General features: G+C 39.3%; 26 protein-coding genes. 16 read left to right on the top strand and 10 right to left on the bottom strand.

All coding sequences use genetic code 11. From position 1 onward, the window contains the following. Positions 1 to 3: 3 nt before the first annotated feature. Positions 4 to 753 (bottom strand): glycosyltransferase family 2 protein, encoded by a 750-nt coding sequence (locus AC1DDK_RS17855; RefSeq protein WP_172662114.1) that lies wholly within the window; start codon positions 751 to 753, stop codon positions 4 to 6. A gap of 20 nt (positions 754 to 773) precedes the next feature. Continuing rightward, complete coding sequence (locus tag AC1DDK_RS17850) at positions 774 to 2,045, bottom strand: glycosyltransferase family 4 protein (RefSeq protein ID WP_288883082.1); 1,272 nt, start codon at positions 2,043 to 2,045, stop codon at positions 774 to 776. Between the two features lie 169 nt (positions 2,046 to 2,214). Here AC1DDK_RS17850 and AC1DDK_RS17845 point away from each other — a divergent pair, with 169 nt between their 5' ends. Beyond that, the gene (locus AC1DDK_RS17845; protein WP_337716925.1) at positions 2,215 to 2,964 is read left to right on the top strand and encodes a class I SAM-dependent methyltransferase; all 750 of its coding nucleotides are present in this window, start codon (positions 2,215 to 2,217) and stop codon (positions 2,962 to 2,964) included. Positions 2,965 to 2,967: 3 nt separating this feature from the next. Here AC1DDK_RS17845 and AC1DDK_RS17840 read toward each other — a convergent pair whose 3' ends face one another. The 7 genes from AC1DDK_RS17840 to upp form a co-directional block, all read right to left on the bottom strand. Beyond that, positions 2,968 to 3,867: a glycosyltransferase gene (locus AC1DDK_RS17840; RefSeq protein ID WP_288883085.1), complete on the bottom strand. Its 900-nt coding sequence runs from the start codon at positions 3,865 to 3,867 to the stop codon at positions 2,968 to 2,970. Positions 3,868 to 3,871: 4 nt separating this feature from the next. Beyond that, positions 3,872 to 4,495, bottom strand: a complete 624-nt coding sequence (locus AC1DDK_RS17835) for a class I SAM-dependent methyltransferase (RefSeq protein WP_288883087.1) — start codon at positions 4,493 to 4,495, stop codon at positions 3,872 to 3,874. A gap of 82 nt (positions 4,496 to 4,577) precedes the next feature. Continuing rightward, complete coding sequence (locus AC1DDK_RS17830; RefSeq protein WP_172662421.1) at positions 4,578 to 5,918, bottom strand: flippase; 1,341 nt, start codon at positions 5,916 to 5,918, stop codon at positions 4,578 to 4,580. A 23-nt stretch (positions 5,919 to 5,941) separates the two neighbouring features. After that, a complete protein-coding gene (locus tag AC1DDK_RS17825) occupies positions 5,942 to 6,331 on the bottom strand; it encodes a hypothetical protein (protein ID WP_172662109.1) in 390 nt (129 codons plus the stop codon). Between the two features lie 30 nt (positions 6,332 to 6,361). Beyond that, positions 6,362 to 7,102, bottom strand: coding sequence for a DUF4476 domain-containing protein (locus AC1DDK_RS17820; protein ID WP_337716924.1), 741 nt, complete (start codon positions 7,100 to 7,102; stop codon positions 6,362 to 6,364). Between the two features lie 55 nt (positions 7,103 to 7,157). Continuing rightward, positions 7,158 to 7,847 (bottom strand): YjjG family noncanonical pyrimidine nucleotidase, encoded by a 690-nt coding sequence (locus tag AC1DDK_RS17815; protein WP_288883090.1) that lies wholly within the window; start codon positions 7,845 to 7,847, stop codon positions 7,158 to 7,160. 12 nt (positions 7,848 to 7,859) lie between these two features. After that, a complete protein-coding gene (gene upp / locus AC1DDK_RS17810) occupies positions 7,860 to 8,504 on the bottom strand; it encodes a uracil phosphoribosyltransferase (RefSeq protein WP_172662106.1) in 645 nt (214 codons plus the stop codon). Positions 8,505 to 8,676: 172 nt separating this feature from the next. On the opposite strand from upp, the gene uvrB reads away from it, so the two are divergent. From uvrB to rfbA, 15 genes are all read left to right on the top strand, one after another. Further along, positions 8,677 to 10,713: an excinuclease ABC subunit UvrB gene (gene uvrB / locus AC1DDK_RS17805; protein WP_288883094.1), complete on the top strand. Its 2,037-nt coding sequence runs from the start codon at positions 8,677 to 8,679 to the stop codon at positions 10,711 to 10,713. Further along, positions 10,713 to 10,913 carry a YwbE family protein gene (locus AC1DDK_RS17800; protein WP_337716922.1) on the top strand — a complete coding sequence of 67 codons (201 nt, stop codon included), beginning with the start codon at positions 10,713 to 10,715 and terminating at the stop codon, positions 10,911 to 10,913. The genes uvrB and AC1DDK_RS17800 overlap by 1 nt, the downstream gene beginning before the upstream one ends. A gap of 180 nt (positions 10,914 to 11,093) precedes the next feature. Beyond that, entirely contained in the window at positions 11,094 to 11,354 is a 261-nt protein-coding gene (locus AC1DDK_RS17795) for a DUF4834 family protein (RefSeq protein WP_172662104.1), read from the top strand. An 84-nt stretch (positions 11,355 to 11,438) separates the two neighbouring features. Beyond that, on the top strand, positions 11,439 to 13,922 hold the full coding sequence (locus AC1DDK_RS17790) for a hypothetical protein (protein WP_337716921.1): 2,484 nt from the start codon (positions 11,439 to 11,441) through the stop codon (positions 13,920 to 13,922). A 224-nt stretch (positions 13,923 to 14,146) separates the two neighbouring features. Further along, complete coding sequence (locus AC1DDK_RS17785) at positions 14,147 to 14,998, top strand: UDP-2,3-diacylglucosamine diphosphatase (protein WP_337717138.1); 852 nt, start codon at positions 14,147 to 14,149, stop codon at positions 14,996 to 14,998. A 117-nt stretch (positions 14,999 to 15,115) separates the two neighbouring features. Further along, positions 15,116 to 16,102, top strand: coding sequence for a glycosyltransferase family protein (locus AC1DDK_RS17780; protein WP_337716917.1), 987 nt, complete (start codon positions 15,116 to 15,118; stop codon positions 16,100 to 16,102). 29 nt (positions 16,103 to 16,131) lie between these two features. Continuing rightward, entirely contained in the window at positions 16,132 to 17,112 is a 981-nt protein-coding gene (locus AC1DDK_RS17775; RefSeq protein WP_172662101.1) for a DUF6427 family protein, read from the top strand. A gap of 80 nt (positions 17,113 to 17,192) precedes the next feature. Next, a complete protein-coding gene (locus tag AC1DDK_RS17770) occupies positions 17,193 to 17,948 on the top strand; it encodes a type III pantothenate kinase (protein WP_337716916.1) in 756 nt (251 codons plus the stop codon). Next, the gene (gene bamG, locus AC1DDK_RS17765) at positions 17,911 to 19,221 is read left to right on the top strand and encodes a BamG family beta-barrel-assembly machinery protein (RefSeq protein ID WP_337716914.1); all 1,311 of its coding nucleotides are present in this window, start codon (positions 17,911 to 17,913) and stop codon (positions 19,219 to 19,221) included. The genes AC1DDK_RS17770 and bamG overlap by 38 nt, the downstream gene beginning before the upstream one ends. After that, on the top strand, positions 19,221 to 19,793 hold the full coding sequence (locus tag AC1DDK_RS17760; RefSeq protein WP_337716912.1) for a hypothetical protein: 573 nt from the start codon (positions 19,221 to 19,223) through the stop codon (positions 19,791 to 19,793). Before bamG ends, AC1DDK_RS17760 begins: the two co-directional genes overlap by 1 nt. A 127-nt stretch (positions 19,794 to 19,920) precedes the next feature. Continuing rightward, entirely contained in the window at positions 19,921 to 22,017 is a 2,097-nt protein-coding gene (locus tag AC1DDK_RS17755; protein ID WP_337716910.1) for a peptidylprolyl isomerase, read from the top strand. Positions 22,018 to 22,081: 64 nt separating this feature from the next. Beyond that, on the top strand, positions 22,082 to 22,597 hold the full coding sequence (locus AC1DDK_RS17750) for a DUF2480 family protein (protein ID WP_172662098.1): 516 nt from the start codon (positions 22,082 to 22,084) through the stop codon (positions 22,595 to 22,597). 30 nt (positions 22,598 to 22,627) lie between these two features. Further along, positions 22,628 to 23,404 carry a DUF3108 domain-containing protein gene (locus tag AC1DDK_RS17745; RefSeq protein WP_172662097.1) on the top strand — a complete coding sequence of 259 codons (777 nt, stop codon included), beginning with the start codon at positions 22,628 to 22,630 and terminating at the stop codon, positions 23,402 to 23,404. A 6-nt stretch (positions 23,405 to 23,410) separates the two neighbouring features. Further along, positions 23,411 to 23,989 carry a DUF3109 family protein gene (locus AC1DDK_RS17740; protein ID WP_172662096.1) on the top strand — a complete coding sequence of 193 codons (579 nt, stop codon included), beginning with the start codon at positions 23,411 to 23,413 and terminating at the stop codon, positions 23,987 to 23,989. A gap of 37 nt (positions 23,990 to 24,026) precedes the next feature. Then, on the top strand, positions 24,027 to 24,887 hold the full coding sequence (gene rfbA / locus AC1DDK_RS17735; protein WP_288883107.1) for a glucose-1-phosphate thymidylyltransferase RfbA: 861 nt from the start codon (positions 24,027 to 24,029) through the stop codon (positions 24,885 to 24,887). A gap of 797 nt (positions 24,888 to 25,684) precedes the next feature. Here the strand turns inward: rfbA and AC1DDK_RS17730 are convergent. Further along, positions 25,685 to 26,700 (bottom strand): nuclease/transposase family protein (locus tag AC1DDK_RS17730; protein WP_477634018.1); only part of this gene is annotated, 1,016 nt, incomplete at its 5' end.

The following is a 26,700-nucleotide window of genomic DNA, read 5'->3' as shown; positions in this document are numbered from 1 at the left end:
AAACTAATCGTTGGTTCTGCGGTGACGGATAAAATACTGAGCCAGGTTAATCCCGATAAAAATATGATTAATCAGGTTTGGAATTAGACCGTAATACTTTGTGAAGATGTGAAACCGCTCTTTAAGACTAGCCAGATGCTTTTTCTTAGAAATTCCGCCCACCAGATATTTGGCCACGTAAATATGTGTATTCACAATACTCGAAGCATGTTTGGCAGCTTTAATGATCCAGTCAATATCGGAGCTATACTTGTATTTTAAGTCGAAAGGCTCTGCCAGGCTTCTTCTAACATAGATGGCCTGGTGACTTATACTCATTCCATACCTGAAGCTTTGCCAGTCAAAGTGCTCAGGTGCATGGTGTCGTCTTTGGCCCAAGCTGATCCAGTCCTGGTCAAACATTTCAGTTTCACCATAATAAATATCTGCCGATGCAGCACTCTGAAATACTTCGGTTACTGTTTCAGGTGCATAAATCTCGTCCCCGGAATTCATGAAAAGCACATAATCCCCGGTTGCAAGCGCTAGCCCTTTATTCATGGCATCGTATATGCCCTTATCGGGTTCAGAGATAAACTGGGCTAACCTCGATTTATAATTATAGATTTTTTCTACAGTACCATCCTTTGAAGCGCCATCAATAATGATGTATTCAATGTTTTGATAGGTTTGATTCAGCACAGAAAGCATGGTGCGTTCAATATCCTTTACATTATTATAAACGATAGTAATAACACTTAACTTTGGCTGCATGCGGTTCTGAATCTAAAAAATTATCGGGGTTGTAAATCTATCAGTGACTGATACAATAATAAGTGTTTTTCTGCAATTACTTGCTCAGAGAATTGATTTAAAATTGTTCTTCTTGCTTCTTTCTGAATTTCAGGCGCATTTTCATCGTGATATAGCCACTCTATCCCTGTAGCAAGATCTTCAGATGACTCGTATTCTGCCAGATACCCATTTTCAAGATGTTTTACCATGTCTGGTATCCCGCCTGTTTTAAAGGCCACTACAGGCGTTGCGCACGATAAGCTTTCCATTACTGTGTTTGGCAGATTATCTTCAAGGGAGGGGGTTATAAATACGTCTGCCGCCGAATAGCACTTGGCCAGGTGGGCGTCATTGCTAATGGTGCCTAGAAATGTTGTCTTAAACGGAAACTCCGGCATTTCGGCACTATCCTTATTGCCAAAAATCACCAGTTCTATATTCTCTTTAATAATCCCCGGTCTTGTTGCAAGATCATTTAGCGCATCTATTAAATAAGATGTGCCTTTATGCTTGTCATTTTTAGACGGCATAAAACCACTCATCAGTACAAATTTCTTTGGATCTATCTTAAGTATTTTTTTGGCTTCAGATTTTACATAAGGTTTAAAAACCTCAGTCTCAATTGTGTTTGGGATAACCGTTACTTCTCTAAATCCCATTAAACTGCTCAGTTTAACTGAATCGGCCATCCATCTGCTTGGGGCAACAATATGACAGTTTAATTCCGAGTAAGCTTTTTTCTTACGCAACCATGTTTTGTGCGAGAAATCATTTTTACCACTCGACCTAAGTAAAGGGCAGTTCCCACATTCTTTAAAGTAATTTTCGCATGAGTAACGTACATGACAACCACCTGTAAATGCGTTACTGTCATGAAATGTCCAAACTACTGGTTTCTCCAACTCATCAATTTCTGCCAGGAATTTTGGAGATAAGAAGCCATGGTTAATCCAGTGCAGGTGTATAATATCAGCCTCTTTTACTGTCGGATGGTCAATTACTGAAGTGCCAAACCATTGGAGCGAGAAAGGTGTTTTCACAGCTTTGGCTACGGCTTTAGATAAATAACGTTCAGAAAGGATATTAAACACGGCTTTTGCTTTTGCAAAGGGCCCCTTACTAAAAGTTCCCGTTTTTGTGCTTTCGCTGAACTGAAAGTAAACCATTACTTTAGATTCGATGCCACTTGCATTTAGTGCATCACTTAATCTGAGGCAGGCCCTTCCGGCGCCTCCATTACCTTCGTATGTATTTAGGTGTACTACTTTCAATGAATCAAACTTAGATAATTGTTTCTTTTTAAACGGTTATGCAGCCTAAAATAATATATATTTTCAATCTTTATTAAATTCTTGTGTATTTTCGTCAGAATTGATTTTTTACAGACTTTAGGCAACAGTCCTGTAATGATCGTCTATTTATAAGAACAAAAAAAGCAATATGGGTAACCTGTTAACCGACAGACAGTTTTGGGTGAATTATTGGGAAAGCAAGACCGGGTTATCGGTTAGTATTCCCGAGGACTATCTTTTTCATAAAGAACTCGCAGACATCATTAATGGCCAAAAAGTTAAAACGGCTATTGAATTGGGTGGTTTCCCCGGATATTATGCCGTGTTTCTGAAGAAGTATTTTAAACTTGATGTTACCCTGCTCGATTATTTTGTGCACCCACCGGTTACCAACTCTTTATTGCAGGCCAATCAACTAAACGAAGCGGATATCCATATTATTGAAACGGATTTGTTTAATTACGTGCCGGAGCAACAATACGATCTTGTTTTATCTTGTGGTCTTATTGAGCATTTTAATGATACTGCCGACATCATTAACAGGCATATTAATTTTGTAAAACCAGGGGGAACTCTGTTTATTACACTGCCTAATTTTAAAGCTTTAAACGGTTGGTTTCAAAAGAACTTTGATAAGGAGAATTACGACAAGCACAATATTGATTGTATGGATCCCAGGCTGCTCGAAAACATTTGTAAACAAGCGGGTTTAGAGGTGGTAAAAGCCAAATATTTTGGTCATTTTAGTTTATGGCTAGAGAATCAGCAGCAAAAACCGGCAGGAATAAGGTTGTTAAAAAAATCACTGTGGCTGGCTGGTAAAATCTTCACCAAAGTATTCCCCTTCAATTCCAAACAGCTTTCGCCTTACATTATTTTAGAAGCAAGAAAGCCTTAGATTTTACTTAATTCGCTGTACTACGTAACGTTTCAATCTATCCCATAAGGTTCCTTTTCTGTTTTTCAGGAAACCCTTGATGGCTGCATATGCAGCAGGACTTTCGGCTATCGTATCAGGAAACTGGGTGATAGGTTTCGGATTGATGATGACATTGTAAATATCGTTAATCCCCGAATGTATGCCTGATCCATCATGACCTATATTGTTTACCAGCGATTGAGAGGGATTAAGCGTTAATCCTCCTTTTAAAAATATGGAAGCGTACCATCTTATTGCCCACGAATTGTTCCTGCCGCTTTTAAAGTCTTCCATCTGTTTCCAGAAATTCATCGTATGCTCAATAGAAAAGGCACTTTTTGCTGATTTGTCAAACTTAGCCATCAGGGTATCTATGTTTGGCTCAAAGTGGTCCCATGCGCGTTCCCAAGTAGCCCAGCCCCAGCTGGTGGCAGCACGATAGAAGAAGGTTTCAGGTAAATCAGCATCCTTTAAATTGTACATATAAGCGCCAATATGCATTACTTTGCTTTCATCGCGGTACCGACTTAATGCTTCATTGAAATACGTTAAGGTATAAGGTGAAGTGATCAGATCGTCTTCAAAAACAATTACTTGCTTGTAGTCTTTTATGAGTTTGCTTACCCCAATGATAATCGATTTGGCAAGCCCCATATTTTCCTTGCGCTCTACAATCTCTACCGATTTAAACCCATCAATATTTCTAAGCAATTCCCTTACTTCAAGCACATTCTTTTCGTCGGCCTCCGATTTAAATCCATCAGAAAACACAAATAGCCTGCTTTCAGATGCAAGTTCATTCTGCTGTAAAAATTTAATTGTTCGCGCAGTATGTTCAGGACGATTGTAAACAAATAATGCTATGGGAGCAAAGGTTTGCATAAATCTAATCTTTTATACCTTCTACAATTAAAGACGAATAACCCAGTGGTTCATTAAAACGTTTATCGTACCTTTTAGATCTGATCACGTGCCCATCTTTACTATCCCATTCATTAAAATGGAACTGACCATTCTCATCATAATACTCCAAAAGATTTACGCGATAGCCTGACTCTTCGAATGCTTTTGATAGCGTTTTATAATCATATAATAATTTATGGTCATGAGCGCCCTCTCCATGTCCACCTGGTTTTACCATGTTTATATAGTCTGGATTGGGGTGGAAACCATCTGGAACAGCAATTCTAACCACTCCGCCTTTTTTAAGGTATTTGTTGCAGTTTTTTAAAGCAACTATCGCATCGTCGTAGCTGATATGTTCAAAAACATGCTCGGCTAAAAAGCGGTCAGCTTTTTTATCGCCAAATAAATTGTCAAACGAAGCAATCTCCAACAAATTAAGATTCTCAATGTTTGTAGGTAACCAATCCTTATAATCAGTGGTATGTGCCCCGATGATGATCTGGAGTTTTCCGGTGCTGTTCTTTATTTTAGCCTTAAGCTGAATGAGCTCCAGGATGTTTTTGGGCTTATATACAATTTCTCTTATTACCTTTCTTAAGGACATCTTTAATGTGTTATGATTTATGGTAAACTTAAAACGTTAAATGCAAGGTGCTAATATATCAATATTAAAATTTATGTTAGGTCTAACCTGGCTGGTCTTTTGAACCTTTTAATTTCTGGTATAATGTAATTAGCAGCAACGATTTAAGCATCATTATACCTTGATGCCTTGTTTTTGGGATAAGTAAAATCCAAAATGTAGAACAGGCATAAGCAACCAATGTCGCCATTGCTGCCCCAGCTATTCCATATTTAGGAATCCAGAAAACGTTTAATATAATATTGATCAAGGCACCCATCGCGGTACGCAGCATAGATAATTTTGTGTAGCCCTCGGCAATTAAGAACTGAGCACTTGCAGTACCCAAAAATACAAAGATACCTGCCCAGATGTGTATCGACAACACATGCGCACCACTATAAAATTCAGGTTTAAATATTCTGAAGAGATATGGAGCCGTAAATGTGATAAATATGGCCAGAACCATGCTTATCCAAACCATTAAATCGTACAGGTTTTGCATCCTCTTTTCATACCGCTGGAGGTTGTCCCTGCGGGCATTCATAATGGCGGGGAATACTGAGGCGGCTACAGCAACGGGGATAAAATACCATGCTTCGGCAAACTGAACTGCATTGGCATAAATCCCCAGCTCTCCGGTACCTTTATAGTATTCGATCATTAGCTTATCAATGTTCATGTAAATGGAAACAAGGATCGCTGAAAATGCCAGGGGCCAGGAGTTTTTTAACAGAAATTTGGCGATATCGCTTTTAAATGTCCATCTGAAAACTGATTCTCCATTGTTCTGATAAATAAAGAGGTAACCCGCTGCCAGCAATGCGGCGTCTAGCAAAAGTGCAAAAATAAACCATTTCAAACCGGCGCCAATGATGATCAAAGCAAGCTTAATCGCAGCAGAAAGAACGTTTCCTGCAATTTGTACACGCATAATGTACTTGCCTTGCGTTCTGGATTGAAAGAAACTGTCAATGATATTGAACGATTGGATTAAACCGGTAAATCCAACAGTCATAATAAAAACCAATGGAGTGTCGATTCTGTTATAGCTATTAGCTATAACGTATGTTGTGTAGATCAGTGGAAGAACAATAAGGCCTCCCATAAACTTTATGGCAAAGCCTGTTCCAAGCAATTCATTTTTCTTTTCAGGATTGCGCAATAGTTCTCTGGTTATAAAACCATCTACCCCCAAGGCTGCTGCTGCAGTAAAAAAGGTTACAAAAGCCACGGGGTAATTAAGTATTCCGTTTTGGTCTTTCCCTAAATAATTTGTTACGGCAATACCTACCACAACTTTAATGGCCATGCTTCCAACTCTGGCCAACATTAGCCAGCCTGTGTTTTTCACATATTTCTCCAGGGCCGCCTGATCAAAACCTTTAATGCTTGGGATCTTCACACTCAATCTGTCTCTTAGTTTTTTTAGGTTAAGGGTGCGCCAACTGATACTTTACAGTCATGTCCAGGTTGTCCATGCGGTGGGTTCAATTTTACTTCTTTATCTGTTGCAGGCGCTTGTTGTTGTGCAGGGGCTGCAACAGGAGCTTGTACGGCAGGAGCGGTTGTGTTTTTTGCATTAAGTGGGGCGCCTACAGGAATTGAGCAGTCGTGAAATGGCTGACCATGTGCCGGATTATTTGCCGGCCTTTCGCCAGTAGCTGCACTTTGCTGAGCAGGAACCGATGTGGTAGTAGATGGTGCTGATGGAACGCCATTTGGTGTAGGTGTAACAATATTCTGAGTTTCTTTAGGGCTGGTCTGACAAGCAGAAAAGCCGAATGCTAAAAAGCAGATGTAAAGGATTTTTTTCATTGAATATTTTTTTAGGGATTAAAGGGATAATTATCTTGAAGTTTTTTTGTTGATGTAATCCATTAGTTGGTCTTTACTAAAGTCAAACTCAAAGGCTTCGGTTACTTTAAAATAGTTCTGTTTATCTGCAACCGAATCATAGGCCGATTTACTTATCTCAAGCCTGGAGGCATCAAAGTCAAAAACTTTTACAAGAGCTGTCAGTTGAGATGCTGAAATTTTATTGTTGTTCAATGCGCTTTTAACCAGCTTTATTTTGCCGCTATCAAAATCCGCACGCCTCACCATATTTAAAAGTTGATCAAAGGATTGGTTACTCATGATTTTATCTCTGGACAATGTAGGGCGTGTAGGTCTGCCAGGTTCAGCAGGTCTCGAAGGGCGTGTTGGGCCATCGGGGGTACTATCAAATATCCCGTCCCAGTCATCTAAGGCATATTGATTGGCATCAAACATGGGTAGGGTTTTAACCACCTTGAGCCCATCAAAACTTGAATAACGTGCAATTGTTCTGCTATTTCTTGTAAGGGATAGGGTTGTTTTTGCGATCTGTCTATTGTTTCTCATGATGATAACAGTTGGAGAAGTGTTTTCTACGTCATAAAAGCGGAAGCGGCCTTTTGAAGAACCAACCTGTTCATCATTTACATAGACAACAATTTTTCCCTGTTCGGCAACTTCAATAAACAATTCTGTGTCGGTGCCTGAATTCTGTGCAAAGATTAAAGATGTTTGCAGCAGTGCTGCGATAAATAATAAGAGCGTTTTCATAATGATTTTCTTAGTATGTATGTTGTTAAATCTAATTTCATAAGATCTGCAACATTTAAAAATGTAACATTAATTCTTCAAGATGTGTAATTTGCCATTCAACATCTTCAGGTTTTTCTTTATTTAAAGGGTTAAAGTAAATGGCCTTAATTCCATATGCCTGGGCACCGCGAATGTCTGCTTCAACGCTGTCCCCAATCATAACAGATTCATGTTTTTCTGCGCTGGCCTTGTCCAGCGCATATTCAAAAATAGCTTTGTCAGGTTTATTAACACCAACATCCTCAGAAATGATCACATTTTTAAAGTACGGATTTAAACCTGACCGATCCATTTTGGTTAATGTACTTTCCTTAAAGCCATTGGAAATGATATGTAAGGTGTACTTTTTTTGAAGGTAAGCCAATACCTTTTCGGATCCTTCAAATAAATTAGTTCTTGTCGGGGTCAGGTTCACATAGTCCTCTTCAAATTGTTGTGGCACAAGTTCAGGGGATACCCCTAGCTGAATAAAAGTCTTTTTAAATCGCTCTGATCTTAAAGTTTCTTTGGTGATGGTGCCTACATGATATTGCGCCCAAAGCAGATGATTGTTTTCAGTATAAGTCGTTATGAAATCCTCAGCAGATGTTAATCCGAGTTTCTGAAGCTCATAATGTGTATAAAGCTCATGCAAAGTTTCCTGAGCATTTCTGTCAAAATCCCAAATGGTATGGTCTAAATCGAAAAAAATATGTTTAATCATAGTAAAAACGCCTTACTGCTTAAGCCCATATGCCAAATCTCCGGCATCGCCTAATCCGGGCACAATATACGCTTTACTGGTCATTTCTTCGTCAATAGCGCCAAGCCATAACTTAGCTTTGGGTAAATTTGCCCTTACATGTCTAACGCCTTCGGTACTTGCAATTACCGAAACAATGTGTAATTCTTTGAGTGGATATCTTCGTATTAATTCCTTACAGCAAAGTACCATTGTCAGACCGGTTGCCAGCATAGGGTCGGCTATGATCACGGTTTTATCCGTTAAATCAGGCGACGAAACATGTTCCATTTGTATCTCAAAACTTCCGCTTTTGTGGGTTCTTCTGTAGGCAGCAATAAAAGCAGCATCAGCTTGATCAAAAACATTCAGCAATCCCTGGTGTAAGGGGAGTCCTGCCCGTAAAATCGTTGCCAAAACCGGCTGATCCAACAATTGCACGCTTGGTGCAATGCCCAATGGGGTTTGGGTTTCCGTTTTTGTGTATTCAAGCGTCTTGCTGATTTCATAGGCAAAAAATTCACCTATACGTTCCATATTTCTGCGGAAACGCATGGCGTCTTTTTGGATGTGCTCATTCCGAAGTTCCGAAATGAAAACATTGGCATGTGAATTTATTTTGCTGAGTTCGAATATCATCACATAAATTTAAACAAAATTGCCCTCTAAAACAATTGGTTGCTCTTTTAAGTTAAAGGTGTTACAGTTGCCACCTTCAGCTTGGCGGCTGCATAGCCGTTGTGTACTTTTTTTTGTAAATTTGAAAATTATGCCAGGTACCATCTAAAATTAAAAATCATAAAAAGCACGGATGAAATTTCAACTTGTTTCAGATTATAAACCTACAGGCGATCAACCTAACGCCATTCAACAACTGGTTGAGGGTGTGAATGGAGATGAACATTATCAAACGCTTTTAGGTGTTACCGGTTCAGGAAAAACATTTACTGTTGCCAATGTAATTCAGCAAACTCAAAAGCCTACTTTAATCCTCAGCCACAATAAAACGCTTGCGGCACAACTGTATGGAGAGTTTAAACAATTCTTCCCAGAAAATGCCGTGAACTATTTTGTGTCTTATTACGACTATTACCAACCTGAGGCTTTTATGCCCAGTACCAACACCTATATAGAAAAAGACCTTAGTATAAATGAAGAAATAGAGAAATTAAGATTACGTACTACATCGGCACTCATGTCGGGTCGCAGGGATGTGATCGTGGTTTCTTCCATTTCCTGTATCTATGGTATGGGTAATCCTGAAGATTTTTCAAGATCAGTATTTCGTTTCTCAGTAGGAACTCGGATCTCACGCAATTCATTTTTACATAGTCTGGTCGAGATTTTATATGCACGTACCACAAATGATTTTAAGAGGGGGACGTTTAGGGTAAAGGGCGATACCGTAGATATTTTTCCTGCTTACCTGGATACGGCTTATCGTGTTTCATTCTTTGGCGACGATATTGAAGAGCTTAGTGCTATTGATCCTGTGACTGGGAAAACACTTGAGAAGCTTGAAGATATGGCCATTTACCCTGCCAATTTGTTTGTAACGCCAAAGGACAGGTTTAACTCTTCTATCTGGGGTATCCAGGAAGAACTGGAGATCAGGAAAAATCAATTGATTGACGACAGACAATTACTGGAAGCAAAAAGACTTGAAGAAAGGGTAAATTTCGATATCGAAATGATGAAAGAACTGGGCTATTGTTCAGGTATTGAAAATTACTCAAGGTTTTTCGATGGACGTTCGCCGGGAATGAGGCCTTTCTGCTTACTTGATTATTTTCCCGACGATTATTTGATGGTGATTGATGAGAGCCATGTCACTGTTCCGCAGATCAGAGCCATGTATGGCGGCGACAGATCCCGTAAAATGTCGCTTGTAGAATATGGCTTCCGCTTGCCTTCAGCACTGGATAACCGCCCGCTTAATTTTGATGAATTCGAGCGTTTGGCACCACAAACGATTTATGTAAGTGCGACACCTGCCGATTATGAACTGCAAAAATCTGATGGGGTGTATGTGGAGCAGGTAATTCGCCCCACTGGCTTGCTAGATCCCTTAATTGAAGTTCGTCCGGCAATCAACCAGGTCGATGATTTGCTTGATGAAATCGATAAAACCATTAAAATGGGCGATAGGGTATTGGTAACCACGCTTACAAAAAGAATGGCTGAGGAATTGACCAAATATATGGACCGCTTAAACATCAAAGTCCGCTATATACACTCTGAAGTAAAAACACTGGAACGTGTAGAAATTTTAAGGGGACTTAGATTAGGTGAATTTGATGTGCTGATAGGGATTAACTTGTTAAGGGAAGGTCTGGATTTGCCGGAAGTTTCTTTTGTAGCCATACTGGATGCAGATAAGGAAGGCTTTCTTCGTTCTGATCGCGCGTTAATTCAAACAATTGGACGAGCTGCACGTAATGATAGGGGGAGGGTAATCATGTATGCCGATAAAATTACAGATTCTATGGCAAGAACTATAGAGGAGACCAACAGAAGAAGAGACAAACAAATTGCTTATAATCTGGAAAATGGCATCGTCCCTAAAACTGTAGGTAAAAGCAGAGAGGCAATACTCGAGCAAACATCAGTATTGGATTTCTCTGGTAATGCTACCCGTGCAAAGGCATATGTAGAAGTTGATGAAGTGAGCATAGCTGCTGATCCGATTGTTCAGTACATGACTAAGCCCGAAATGCAAAAATCAATAGACAAAACACGTAAAGACATGGCTAAAGCTGCAAAAGAGATGGACTTCTTGTTGGCTGCAAGATTGAGAGATGAGATGTTTGCAATGGAAAAAATGTTTGAAGAAAGATTTGGTAAATAATGGACGGAAAAAACAGAAAAGACATATATCCGGGTTTAGAAGTGGATATCATATTGAAAAAAGATCAGCGTAATGGTGCATTAACAAGAGGCATTGTCAGTAATTTATTAACCTCAGCACCATATCACTCCAGAGGAATTAAGGTTCGGTTGGAAGACGGGCAAGTGGGCAGGGTTGCAGCCATTGTTGATGAAGAATAAATATGAAGAATAAATAAGGTATATTGTAATTGCTTTGCAATAATCTAATTGCGTTTGTAATATTGATATCGCAACTGTGTCTATATTTTACCAATAAATCTCTTTTCAAAGGTTGCAGAGAGGTTAGTAAGGCTGTAATTGAACAGTTTTACTTAAATTTGTAAATATTAAAATAAAGAAATGGGACTTATAAAATTCATATTAATATCGGTACTGGTCATGTATATTATCCGGATCATCCTCCGTTTAATATTTCCTGTAGTATTGAGAAGTATGTTTAGCAAAGTTCAGCAGCAAGCTGCAAACCAGTCTCGCCAGCCGAACAATCAACGCTATTCAAAGCCAGAAGGCGACATCTCAATCGAATACGTACCACCTAGAGAAAAGAAGGGAAATTCAGATAAATTAGGCGATTTTGTAGATTACGAAGAGATAAAATAGCCGTTTTTTTGCCAGTTTTTTATTTTTTTTAAAAAGGATTTTTTATCTAAGTTTGGGGTTAGTTTAAATCATAAACAAACCTTAATGAATAATTGGTTAAAAGCAAATGGCATACACCTGGCCATTATTGGATTTTTTATAATCATCTGTTTTGTCTACTTCAGTCCTGTCCTGCAAGGTAAGGCACCTGCTCAGGGAGACGTTTTGGGAGCTAAGGCAACCGCCACGGAAATCATGCACTACAAAGAAAAAGATGGTAAAGGTCCATTATGGACTAACCAGATTTTTGGTGGTATGCCGGCATACCAGATTTGGGTTCAGCATCCGTATAATGGAGCAACTTATGTCATCTCTCTAATAAAAACTATTTTTCCTGACCCGGTAGATTCGGTTTTATTGTACCTTGTTGGTGCCTATTTCCTGTTTATCGTGCTGCGCATCAATCCATGGCTGGCAGCAGCGGGAGCAATAGCTTTCGCCTTTACATCGTATAATTTTATCATTATTGCTGCAGGGCATAGCAACAAAGCACTTGCTATTGCATTTTGTGCGCCAATAATCGCCAGTGTAATTTTAACACTCAGGGGAAAATATTGGATAGGGGCAAGTTTAACTGCTTTATTCCTTGCATTAGAGATCAGGTCAAACCATATTCAAATGACCTATTACCTGATGATTGCTTTGTTAATATTCATCGGTATTGAAATTTACCATGCTGTAAAAGCTAAGAAACTTGACCAGTTGGGCAAGGCTTTAGGCTTTTTGGCCGTTGGAATGCTGGTTGCATTTATGGTTAATACAGGTAAGCTATGGACTACTTACGAGTACGGCAAAGAATCTAACAGAGGCAAATCTAACTTAACTACCGATGCGGCAGAGGAGAAAAATGGCTTGTCAAAAGAATATGCTTATGGCTGGAGTCAGGGTATTGGCGAAAGTTTTACTTTCCTGATCCCGGACCTTTATGGTGGTGCAACCAGTATAGATGCATTGGTAAAGCCCGAAAGCCATACTTATAAAACTTTGCAGGGTATAACCGGCGGCGATCCAACACAGGCAATAGGCCAGCTGGCAGGACAAATCGGCTTGCAGCAATATTGGGGCGAGAAACCTGGAACATCCGGCCCGTACTACTTTGGTGCTATCGTATGTTTCCTGTTCGTGTTTGGCTTACTAATCGTAAGAAGCAGATTAAAATGGTGGATACTCGGTACAACCATTCTGTTCATGTTCCTGTCATTCGGAAAGAACTTCCCGTTGATCTCTGACCTTTTCTTCGAGTATTTCCCGTTGTATAATAAGTTTAGAGCAGTTGAGTCTATTCTGGCCCTTGTTGGTTTAATGGTCCCTGTTTTAGCTTTTCTTGCCATTAAAGAAGCTCAGGAAGGCACTTATGATCAAAAAACACTTGTTAAAAAACTGACGATCGCAGGTGGGATAACTGGTGGTTTTGCACTAATTGTGGCCATCATGCCTACCGCGCTGTTTAGCTTCACTACAGCTAATCATCAGTTAATGGTACAGGCGCTTACACAGATGCTTCAAAATAATGCCAGCGTTGCGCAATCTATCGCCAATGCACTTATTGCCGATAGGGCTGATATTGCACGTGCAGATGCCATTCGTTCATTCCTGTTTATTGCTGTTGGATACGCTTTGGTATGGGCACTTATCACTAAAAAGATCAACATGCAACTTGCATTTATCCTGTTGGGATGCGCCGTTATGATTGACATGTGGCAGGTAGATCGCCGTTATCTGAACAACGGTAATTTTGCGAGTAAAACGGATTTAAATAACCATTTCCAACCACGTGAAGTGGATACTTTCATCTCTTCAGATAAGGATCCTGATTTCAGGGTAATGGATTTAACCATTAATACTTTCTCCGATGCAAGTACTTCTGCTTTCCATAAAACCATCGGCGGGTATCACGCAGCAAAACTGAAAAGATATCAGGAACTGATAGACAACCAGCTTACCAAAAGTGTTAACCAGGATGTGCTGGACATGCTGAACACGAAATATATCATCACCCAGGATCCTAAAAACGGATCTTACCAGATGAAAAATAATGCAACAGCAGCAGGAAACGTATGGATTGTTCAGAACGTCCAGTTTGTTAAAGATGCGGATGAGGAAATGAAAGCAATTAGCAGCTTTGATCCTAAAAAAGAAGCTATTGTTGATGTCAGATACAAAGATCAGATCAGCTCTAAGAATGTTGGGGCAGATCCAACGGCTTCCATTAAGCTGGATAGCTATAGCCCCGATCATATGATTTACTCTTACAGCGCTCCTCGTGATATCATTGCTGTGTTCTCTGAAATTTATTACGATAAAGGATGGAATATGTATGTTGATGGGGTTCAGAAACCATACTTCAGAGCAGATTATGTACTTCGTGCTGCGCAGCTTGATGCGGGTAACCATAAGGTTGAATTTAAATTTGAGCCAACTTCATATTATTTGGGTGAAAAAATCTCTTTGGCCGGTTCTATCCTTTTAGTAGCTGGTCTTGGATTTGCGTTCTATGACGATAAGAGAAAGAAAAAAGCAGCTAAATAATAGTCGTTTATAAAATTTTACACAGGCCGTTACTTTAAAAAGTGGCGGCCTTTTTTTTTGTCCTTCCGGTTAATCATAATGTTTTCTTAACGCCTTGTTAATCTACGTGTTGCAAATTTGTATAATAAACTAATATCCTATGTTGGAACTGTTTTTAATAGTATGTGTCATTGCAATAGTAGCTTTCTTTTTCAGCCCATACGAATTAACAATGGAGGAAGATGATATCTAAAAGAGAAGTTGATATAGCTGTAATTTCCGACGTTCACCTTGGGACATATGGTTGTCACGCCAAAGAATTGTTAAAATACCTTAAAAGCATTAAACCTAAAATGCTGGTGCTGAACGGCGACATCATAGATGTATGGCAGTTTAGTAAAAGATACTGGCCAGAAACCCATATGAAGGTCGTTCGAAAACTAATGAAATTTGTAGTAGAGGGCGTTCCAGTATATTATTTAACAGGTAATCATGATGAATTGCTGAGAAAATTTGCCGACATGCATTTAGGTGCATTTCACCTTCAGAATAAGCTGATCCTGGAACTCGATGGAAAAAAGGCATGGTTCTTTCATGGTGATGTTTTTGATGTAACCATGCAGCATTCTAAATGGCTGGCCAAACTTGGTGCAGTAGGTTATGATACACTGATTTTGATAAACAGTTTTGTAAACTGGTGCCTTACTTCTATAGGAAGCGAGAAGATGAGTTTCTCTAAAAAAATTAAAGCCAAGTTTAAAGATGCGGTAAAATTCATCAATAAGTTTGAGTATACCGCTGCAGAACTTGCAGTCGAAAAAGGTTACCAGTATGTGATCTGTGGGCACATTCACCAACCCGAAATGCGTACCATTACCACAGAAGATGGTGAAGTAACTTATCTGAATAGTGGCGACTGGGTTGAAAATTTAACAGCACTCGAGTACTACGATAAAGGCTGGAAGATTTTTAAGTACGATCAAAAGGACTTTGAGAAGGATGAAGCAGAGGAAGGTGTTTTGTCAGACAGTGAAGATCTTCACAGTAAATTGGATATTAATACTTTATTGCAAAAGATTAAATTAGAAATTGCCTAGCGCGTTAAACCTGCATGAGCTTACATTTGTTCTTTTACTTTGAATTCAGCTCATGCAAGCTTTATAACCTATAAAAAAGCAATATATTCTGATTAAAATTACAGATATTCGGTGCGGATGAAGATACTTTACGCCATTCAGGGAACCGGTAATGGACACATTAGCCGGGCAAGAGAAATTGTGCCATTGCTACAGCAATATGGAGATGTTGATCTTTTAATCAGCGGAACCCAGGCCGATGTTAAATTAACACAGCAGGTGAAATATCAGCTTCATGGCTTTAGCTTTATTTTCGGTAAAAAAGGTGGTGTAAATCATTATGAAACGTGGAAGGAAATGAATCTTCCCCTTTTTATTAAAGACATGCGTAGTGTGCCGCTTAAGGAGTATAATCTGATCCTTAATGATTTTGAACCGGTTACCGCCTGGGCTTGTAAACGCCAGCGGATAGAAAGCGTTGGGCTCAGTCACCAGGCTTCCTTTCAATCTAAAAAAGTTCCTAAACCTAAAAGTATAGATTGGGCGCAGCTGGTTATGAAATACTATGCTCCTGCATCTCATTATGTTGGCTTCCATTTCGATAGATATGATGATTTCATTTATACACCGGTAATTCGTGCTGAAATCAGGAATATGATTGTTTCAAACCTGGGCCATTATACCGTTTACCTGCCTGCAATAGACGATAAATTTCTCGTTCCTATCTTAAAACAAATCCCGCATATCAAATGGGAGGTCTTCTCTAAACATACTAAAGTGGCCTATACTGATGAAAATGTGGCTGTTCAGCCGGTGAATAATGAGTTGTTCAATAAGAGCTTAGCTTCCTGCGAAGGTTTGTTTACAGGTGGCGGATTTGAGGGGCCTGCCGAAGCATTGCATATGGGTAAAAAATTGCTTGTTGCGCCCATGAAATTTCAGTACGAACAGCAATGTAATGCTTTCGCATTAAAGCAATTCGGACTACCCGTAATATGGGGAAGCAATAGAAACTGGTTGCCAATTATTAAAAACTGGGTAAGCAATCCTCAGGAGCATCAATTTCATTTTCCAGATGAAACCGCTGCGGTAATTGATAAAGTTGTGAGGCAGTTTGCCAGATAATTTGCTTTACTTTGCCTTAATATACAGGCATGATCAATCAATTTAGAAATTTAAACCCCATAAACCTGCTCATATTATTCGCATATACATTTTTTATGCGCATGGCAATATTTGCTGACCTCCCTCCATCGCTTCAGTTTGAATTTTTAGAACCGTATACTAAATTCTTTATTCAGATGCCTCTTCAAAATACTTTTTCGCCTGCAGGCAATGTTTTTTTTGCAGGGATAATCATTTTTGTACAGGCAATCCTGTTTAACAGGGTGGTCAACAATCATGGCTTGTTAAGTAAGCCGGGGTATTTACCTGCACTGTTATATGTTACCGCTTCGAGCTTGTTTATGCCTTTTCTTATTCTGAGTCCTACTTTGATTTGTAATTTCCTCATGATATGGATAATGGACAAATTTTTGAAGATGGGGAAATCTCTAAACGCAATCATGACGATGTTTGATGTAGGGATGATCATCGCTATCGGAACGCTTATTTATTTTCCTTTTATTGTCATGCTGGCCATGCTGTGGTTTACATTATTGCTATACAGGTCGTTTAGCTGGCGAGAGTGGATTTCTGGTCTGGTGGGGTTCTTAACCATATTTTTCTTTGTAGGCGTTTACTACTATTGGAATGATAATTTGTCCATGTTCTACAAGATCTGGCTGCCGTTAACCAATAAATTCCCATCTGTATTTACAATCAATTATAACGACTACCTGGTGCTGGTTCCGGTGGTGGTGATGATTGTTCTGGCCACACTGCAGCTGCGCGAGAACTTTTTTAGAAGCTTCATCAGTACACGAAAGGCATTTCAAATGCTGTTCTTTATGTTCATCATCAGCATTGTCAGTTTTTATACCAAACCCGATTTCAGGTTATATCATTTCTTGTTGTGTGTACCCCCGGGAGCGGTTTTATTGGCGTACTATTTCTCAAATGCCAAAAAAAGATGGTTTTATGAAAGTATGTTTCTAATCCTGGTTTTTGCTATTCAGTACTTTTTGTTTGTTTAACTTTTTTTAACAATTTGAAATGTTGAAACTTGCTAAAGATTAATAGCTTTGTGCAATGAAGTTTGGAGTAGCTGTCCTGAATGCATAATCTTGTCATAGATATTGGTAACACGAATAGTAAACTGGCTGTTTTTAATAACCGGAAGCTGGTTGAATATCAAACGCTGAAACAAGTAACGGCTGAGGCGCTGATAGGTTTAATTAAGCAGTATAAGATTAGCAATTCAACAATTTCAAGTGTAGCCATTGAATTTGAAGATGTCATTGGCATTTTAAAAGAGAACACAAATTATATTGAGTTTTCTACAAGGATAAACACTGGAATCAAGAATCACTATAAAACACTTTCTACGCTGGGTTTGGACAGGTGGGCAAAGATTATTGCAGCCCATTATTATTATCCCAAAAGAAATTGTTTTATAATTGATGCAGGAACTTGCATCACATATGATTTGCTGGATAGCGATGATGCCTATTTTGGAGGTAGTATAAGTTTAGGCTTACACATGCGTTTTGAAGCATTACATCATTTTACCCGCAGATTGCCCCTCGTAAAGTGGGATAGAACTGAAACAGAGATACCCGCGGGTGAAGACACGCCAACTGCCATTAAAAGCGGAGTTTTACAAGGCGTAATTAATGAAGTTGAGGGATTTATTTCCCATAAAAATAAAGAAAATAAGGATCTGACGGTACTAATAACAGGAGGAGATGCAGCTTTTTTGCTGAAACAATTAAAAAACAGCATCTTTGCGCCTCAAATTATACACGATCCATACCTAGTATTAAAAGGATTAAATGAAGTCATTGCTTTTGAATATGTACAAAAAGATTAATTATATAGCGGCAGTATTGTTATTGCTTACCAGTATTTCTGTTAATGCGCAGGTTACAACACAGTCGCCATACTCCAGGTTTGGACTTGGAAACGTAAAAGGAGCATTACTTCCTCAGTTTAAGGCAATGGGTGGTATTTCCACAGGGGTTTATAAACCCAGCGGATTTAGCAATATTAATATGCAGAACCCCGCATCCTATTCCGGAATCACAATGACCACACTTGATATGGGTTTAAGCGGAGCTTTTACTACCCTAAAAGATGGCTCAAAATCTGAAAGCAGTTTTAACGGTACACTTAGTCATGTTGCACTTGCTTTCCCGGTAATATCAGGAAAATCAGCTTTAAGCTTTGGTTTGTTGCCATTTACAGAGCTTGGTTACGAATATACGGTTAGTGATAAACTGGATACAAACAGCGTAAATTACCTTTATTCAGGAGAAGGAAACTTAACAAAAGCATATTTTGGTTACGGACAGCAATTCGGAGACCATTTCAGAATTGGTGGTAACATCGAATACATATTCGGAAACCTGCAGGAAAGCGCCTCTTTAGAGCCGGTTAATCAGGTTGCCCGTAATAGCCGCAACATTAAAAAGAATAGTGTTGGTGGAATTGGTTTTTCTTACGGCGCACAATATGAAATTCCACTGGGAACAAGAAAACGCATTACTTTAGGTTATTCAGGATCCTCTTCTTCGTCAGTCAATTACAAAAAGACTTTCTTAACTACCTTATACCAAAGGGATAATGAAGGTAATGAATTGCCACAAGTTGATACTGTTAAAATAGTTGAAAACAGCTCAGCTAAAATGAAACTTCCATTAATGCACAATTTCGGGATCTCTATTCAAAGAGATAACAAATGGATGATTGGTGCCGATTATAGAATGGGCCAGTGGTCTAAATTGAGCATGGATGGTGTTAATCAGGGATTGCAGGATAGCTGGGGTTTCTCGGCAGGTGGACAAATCACGCCGGATGCAAGTGCAGTTTCGGGATATTTTAAGCATGTAGATTATCGTGTTGGATTCCAGTATGATAAAACCTATATCCAGCTAAATAATCAGGACGTAAAGCAAATGGCAGTTACCTTTGGTGTAGGGCTTCCTTTAGCACTTAGCAGAAGCTCTTTTTACAAGCTAAACTTTACTACTGAAGTAGGAAAAAGAGGATCACTAACGAACGGACTTATCCAGGAGAACTATATTAATTTCCATCTAGGATTTACACTTAACGATACCTGGTTCAGAAGATATAAATTCGACTAATGAAAACCGGGGGTATAATATATGGAAGTGTTATACTTTGTCTGCTGCAAATTTGTTTAAGCTCCTGTGGAGAAGACGACTTGAAGAAAGCCGCAAAGCTATCTGAAAAGATTGCCTTAAACAGGGACCGTACAACCGGTGTCGACATTATTTATAGCGACTCTGCTAAAGTTAAAGCGCAAGGGTTTGCACCTATTCTGGATAAAGTTACTCCCGCCAATGGCGCTGTTTATCAGGAAATGCCAAAGGGTGTAAAAATCAACTTCATCGACGAAATCACGACAAAGATCAAAGGCTCTATAACTTCAGACTATGCGATTATGAAGGATACCGAGAAGCTGACCATCTTCAGGAGAAACGTTGTTGTTGTTAATGAAAACATGACCTTTAATACCGAAGAATTGGTTTGGGACCAAAACAAGAAACTGTTTTTATCTCCAAAGGGAGTAGTTACAAAACCAGACGGTACAGTGCTTAATGCGGTCGACTTTACTGCTACCGAAGATTTCAATTTTATCAACTGGAAAAACGGATCGGGTGAGACCTATGTGCCGGATAATTTCGGAGAATAAGCACAATTATTTAAGGGCCTTATTTCCCTAATTTTTAAATACTTATTCAAATACAATTTAATATTTTCTTTTTTTAGCAAAAGTTGTATCTTGCGCCCTCTTAAAAAAAATTATAAATAAGAATATTATGGGTTTAATGACATTTTTGCGGAATCGCGCAGGCTATATTCTGATAGGAGCCATCGGTTTTGCAATTGTTGCATTTTTGGTTGGTGATGCAATTAACGTAGGTAAGCCTTTTTGGGCTGCTTCTCAAAAAGTTGTGGGGTCTGTTGATGGTGAGGATATAAACATAGATGAGTTTGGGGCTAAGGTTGATCAAAGCCTTGCTCAGTTCAAACAACAATATGGTGGTTCAGGCAATGCCCAAATGCAGGCTATGGCGGTTGATAATGTGTGGCAAGGTGAAGTAGCAAGAGTTCTTTTAGGAAAAGAGTATAACCGTTTAGGTATAAACGTTTCTGGTGATGAATTGGCTGACCTGATTAAAGGAGACAATCCAAGCCCGATAATTGTACAATATTTTGGAAACCCTCAAACTGGTCAGGTTGATAGAGCTCAGGTGATCAGAACCTTTAAAGAAGGTTACAAAGATCCTAATATGGCAAAACAGCTTCAGGCAGTTGAAGCTGAAATAGAAAGACAGGCATTACAACAAAAATATGTTAAGATGATCAGCAACGCTGTTTATGTAACTTCATTAGAAGCTAATGATGAATATATAAACCGTAATAAACTGGCTAACTTTAAATATGTTGGTCTTGAATATGCATCTATTCCTGACGCAAGCGTAAAGATTGCAGAATCTGATTACTCAGATTACTATAACGATAACAAACAACGTTTTGAAAACCCTACAGAAACACGTGCATTTGAGTATGTGTCTTTCAGTGTTAGCCCAACTAAAGAAGATTCTGCAGCGGTTAAATCTCAGGTTGAGAAACTTGCAGCCGACTTTAAAACAGCAGCCAACGATTCTCTTTTTGCTGCGGTTAACTCAGACGTTAAAGTTCCATACACTTATATTAATAAAGGTAAATTGGACCCAGCTGTAGATTCAGTAGTATTTAATCTGCCTGCAGGAAGTTTCTTCGGGCCTAAATTCTCAGGTAACTCTTACAAACTGGTTAAAGTTATAGATACCCGTTTCTCTCCTGATTCAGTGAAAGCAAGTCATATTTTACTTGATGCCAGCAAACTTGGTGGTGTAGATAAAGCTGTAAAAATGGCCGATTCGTTAAAAGGACTGATTCAAAAAGGCGCAAGCTTTGCTACTTTAGCCGCTCAGTACAGCGAAGACGGATCTAAAGATAAAGGCGGAGATCTTGGTACTTTTGCACGTGGCCAAATGGTGCCTGAATTCGAGAATGCTGCATTTAACGGTAGCGTTGGCGACCTTAAAGTGGTAACCTCACAGTTTGGTGTGCACTTAATTAAAATCGAGAAACAAATTGGTTCTTCAAAAGTGGCTAAACTGGCTTACATCGAGAAGAGCTTATTGGCAAGTAATAAAACTAAAGATGCGGCCTATAAAAAAGCAAGTAACTTCTTAAGTGAAGTTAAAGGTGGCAGTTTCTCTGAGCTTGCTCAGAAAAAAGGTTATACTGTAGGTGTAGCTGATAAAATTACACCAACACAAGGTTTCGCTCCGGGCTTAGATAATCCACGTCAATTAATTCGTGATGCGTATGATGCTAAAAAAGGAGATGTGTTAGACCAGGTATATCAAATGGATAATTCATTTGTGGTAGCACGTGTTACGGATATTAGACCAAAAGGAACATTACCATTAGATGCAGTGAAGAAAGATATTGAGCCAATGGTTCGTAACCTAGTTAAAGCTAAAATGCTTAAAGAAAAAGTTGACAAAGCATTACAAGGTGCGGCCAACATTGATCAGGTAGCTCAAAAACTGGCTAAACCAGCAACACCGGTTCAAAACATCGTATTCTCTAATCCTATTATCCCAGGCGGTGGCCAGGAAAATAAAGTGGTTGGAGCAGTATTTGGATCTCAGCCAGGTAAGCTTTCTAAAGCAATTGATGGCGAGCGTGGTGTTTATGCATTCTCAGTAGATGGATTTACTAATCCTGCACCGTTAGCGAATACTTATAAACAAAAAGAAATAATGATGCAGGCTACTGCTCAGCGCTCTTTGGGTGCGGCATTTCAGGCATTGCAAGATAAAAGCGACATAAAAGACAATAGGGTGAAATTCTATTAATCTTATTTTACGTAATTTTGTAACCGGAAGTAGTTTCTACTTCCGGTTTTTTTATTTTAGAGAGATGGAGATTCAAGAAAATTTTGTCAATAAAGTAGCGGCCAGCGGTTTAATTACGTTTAACCTTGAAGATTACCTTAATCAGGGCGAGAGAGTCGTTTATGATATTAAGGATAATCTTTTTCACGGACTAATGTTAAGAGAGAAAGATTTCAGAGAGTTTATAAAAGCGCACGACTGGGCCGCTTATACTGGTAAAAATGTAGCAATCACCTGCAGTGCCGATGCTATAGTACCTACCTGGGCTTACATGCTGTTAGCCAATAAAATGAAACCATATGCAAATGAGGTTGTATTTGGTAGCCTTGAAACATTAGAAGCCGTGTTGTTTACTAAAGCCCTGGCAAAGATTGATCTTAATGCCTTTGCCGGTGAGCGTGTGGTCGTAAAAGGTTGTGCAGATATTGATCTGCCTGTTGCAGCTTATGTAGAGATTACTAATCTGCTAACGCCAGTTGTAAAAAGCATTATGTATGGAGAGCCATGTTCTACTGTGCCCATATATAAGCGAAAGGATTAATTTTGGATTGTTTTTTGTTTTAGCTTAGGTATGAGAAAATCACTATTGTTTATTGTTGTTGCATTCCTAAGCTTTAGAGCCGCGGCCCAGGAGTTACCTTTTGTAAAGGAACCGGTGTTTCAACCCGGAGAGGTTTTAACCTATAAATTGAAATATGGATTTATTACCGCGGCAGAAGGCACATTAAAAGTGCTTAACTCTGATCTTAAATTTGAGGGTAATCCGACTTATAAATTAAGTGTGGATGGAGTAACCTCCGGAACATTCGATATCTTTTATAAGATCAGAGATCATTACGATTCCTACATAGATAAGGTTAACTTAAAGCCCTATTTCTTTCAGGAGAATATCAGGGAAGGGAGTTACAGGCGACAGGACAAAGCCAGATTTAATCAGGAGGAGAGGAAAGTAGTGGCTACAAAGGGTACATTTATTGCCCCTAGTAATCAAACATTCGACCTGGTTTCTTCTTACTATTTTGCCAGAAGCCTTGATGTCTCTAAAATGAAATCCGGTGATTTTGTTAAACTAAACTATTTCCTGAGCGATGAGATCAGTCAGCTCCAAATACAATATTTAGGTAAGGAAGTGATAAAGACTAAGCTTGGAAAAATAAGCTGTCTTAAATTTAGCCCTTCCATAAAGCCAGGAAGGATATTCCGTAAAGACAGTAAATTGTACTTATGGATTACTGATGATGGCAACAGGGTGCCTGTAAAGGCTCAGGTGGAGATTCTGGTAGGGTCAGTAATAATGGAAATTAAATCGGCCGATGGATTAAGGTATCCCCTGGCTATAGTAAAATAGAAGAAGATGATAGAAGTACAAAATACCCTCGTGCATGAAGACCTGATCAGGGAAAACTTTGTGTGCAACCTCAACAAATGTAAGGGTATTTGTTGTGTAGAGGGTGATGCTGGTGCACCTTTAGATGTAGCAGAAACAGCAATACTTAAAGAAATTTATCCAAAGATTCAGCATTTGCTTGAACCTAAGGGAATAGCCGCAATTGAAGAGCAGGGAACATCTGTCGTTGATGCAGATGGCGATTTAACTACGCCATGCGTAGATGGGCACAAAGAATGTGCTTATGTTACCTTCGAGAACGGAATTACGAAGTGTGGAATTGAGAAGGCATATGAGCAGGGAATAATCGATTGGCAAAAACCAATCTCTTGCCATCTATATCCGATCAGGGTAACCCAATACCCGGAATTTGAAGTTTTAAATTACGACAGATGGCACATCTGCCATGATGCATGTTCATTTGGAAGAGAGTTAAAAGTACCGGTTTATCAATTTTTAAAAGGGCCTTTGACCAGAAAATATGGTGCGGAATGGTTTAAAGAGCTGGAAGATAATGTATCTTCGGATAAAGACGTAAATAGTTAACACCTTAATAGATTTTTAAACAAACAAACGCTATAACTTGAAAGGAATAATTTTAGCAGGGGGAAGTGGCACAAGGTTGCATCCTTTAACCCTGGTAATGAGTAAACAAATGATGCCGGTTTATGATAAGCCGATGATCTATTACCCATTGTCTATATTGATGCTGGCGGGAATCAAAGAAATTCTGATCATCTCAACACCTCACGATCTCCCTAATTTCGAAAAACTTCTTGGCGACGGAGCATCTCTTGGTTGTAAGTTCTCTTACGCCGTACAAGAGCAGCCAAATGGTCTTGCACAGGCTTTTGTAATCGGGGCTGACTTTATTGGAAATGATAAAGTTGCTTTAGTGCTTGGAGATAACATCTTCTATGGCGATGGAATGGCTAAATTATTACAATCAAGTGCAGATCCGGATGGTGGTGTTGTATTTGCATACAGGGTTTCAGATCCTGAACGTTATGGTGTTGTGGAGTTCGACGATCAAAACAAAGCGATTTCAATTGAAGAGAAACCAGCTCAACCTAAATCAGATTATGCAGTTCCAGGCTTATATTTTTATGATAACTCTGTTGTAGAAATTGCGAAGAACATCAAACCTTCACCAAGAGGGGAATACGAAATTACTGATGTAAATAAAGTTTATCTGGAGCAAGGCAAGCTAAAAGTTGGCGTATTGAGCAGAGGTACTGCCTGGTTAGATACAGGTACTTTTGCTTCTCTGATGCAGGCCGGACAATTTGTACAGGTAATCGAAGAACGTCAGGGATTGAAAATCGGATGTATCGAAGAGGTTGCCTACAGAATGGGCTTTATTGATAAAGAGCAGTTAAGGAAAGTAGCCGAGCCTTTGGTGAAAAGTGGATACGGCTCTTACCTGTTGAAGATTTTAAGATAGCATTTTTTGCAAATAATAATTTTACCAACGAGTCATCCTGCAGTGAGCTTACCGCTGCCAATGCCTTCTGTTGGTGGAGGACTTTTTACCCTGCATGTTTTAGCTTATTAATGCATGCGGGGGAAACCTATAAAAATATAAAAGGCCTTTTTTACGCTAGTTGCAAAGATGTTATATACGTCATATTAATAGAGCCCGTAGCGGTTGTATTGTCTTTTACACTCAGTGAGTACATTTTTTGTCTCACCCTATGGCTGTACAAGCAGCCTCAAGTTTCTTTAATATTTACATGTAGAAGTAACCTCTTATACTTTTTTTCCAGACCTAAATGTCCAAAGGGATTTTAATAAGCTACCCCGGCATGGTATGTTCGCTATGGAGCAGGCAAATGACACTGCCAAATGCTGCCAGGAACTTAGTGAGCACGGTTTCAGTCTCACCCTATGGCTGTACAAGCAGCCTCTTATTTCTATACAAACAGCCTGGTGTCCCGTGGCATTCGAAAAGAGATAAAATTTTCCCGGATGGCATATCTATCAACCCAGGATCTAATCAATTACCAAGATCTACATTTTGTCATGCCTAGAGCATATGCGTTTCTGAAACGGACTTACAATAGAGCATTGTATATTGCTTTCAAGATAGGTGATGTCCACTAATAGACATTTCTACCTAAACAATTCAGTGAGTGTTAAAGTAACCTCACCCTATGGCTGTACAAACAGCCTCCATATTAAATAGCTTCCTTTCAAAGAACTGACTTTATCACCATCAGGACTGGCCTGAGCCTGATACTTCTATTCAACTACTAGCTGAATGCCCGCTCTGTCAGCTTTATAGGCAATTTTTTCTTTCAGGCTGTAATAACTCCAGTTCTGCAATAAGAACGGATCTTCTTTCGCTATTTCCTCCTTTAGTTCCTGATTGACGAGAATAAGTGTTGCCGCCTCATGCTTTACACACAGGTCTATCAGCATGCGGCTATACACATGAAGTTTATAGTCAATATATTTTCTTTCCTGATGCCGGTAGTCTTCCAGGCTTTTCCTTTTTCGCTTCCGTCCATGGCCACCTCGGTTAAAAGCAACCGCCTTCTTTACCCGGTAGATCGCCGCCTGTATGGCTAGTCTCCGGTGTAGGAATTCTTCCTTGTTGCCAATAGTATGTTCCTGGCTGCCGATTTTAACGGTAACGGGATGTTCAATAGATAAGGATGCTTCAGCAATGACGGAGGTATCCAAATGATGTTGTTCCTTTTCGATCTGAATGGCTGCGAGCAAAAAGATTTTACCCTGATCCAGCTGGATCTGACTTGACCGGAGTTTTAGTGTGCTGTTCAGTACTCTGTTCAATAAAACTTTTTTATCTGATCTGTCTTTACCCAAATAAGTTCTGAGTGGGATCTGAAATAATCTAAAGCAAAAATTACGTCCATCGGACGTATGGCTCAGCTTTGAAATCACTTCCGCCCCGAAAGGCAAGGGAATATTCTTTTTATAATTCCTGAGCGACTTTTCACCTTTCCAATAGGCCACCTTTTCCTTGTTAAAAGAGGATATCAGGGTGTTGTTTAGGTAGCTGAGAATATTTGTAGGAATCTGTCCTTTAAAATGATTGGAGAGCAGCCGATAGGTGGTGTTTTGACGGGAGGATTTTAAAATGCCGTTTTCCTCTTTCTTTTCATCCGCGATTTTAAGCTTGATTTCTTCTGTTAAATAAAAAAAATCTTTGACCTGTTCCTGCACAAAATGATGGCTCATGATCATGTTGGCGGCACGGAAACAAATCCGCTGCCAGCTGTACAATTGATCCT

The organism is Pedobacter sp. 05T44 (assembly GCF_056395985.1).
Note: the sequence above shows the minus strand (reverse complement) of the source record. Positions and strands in the feature narration are given on the sequence as shown.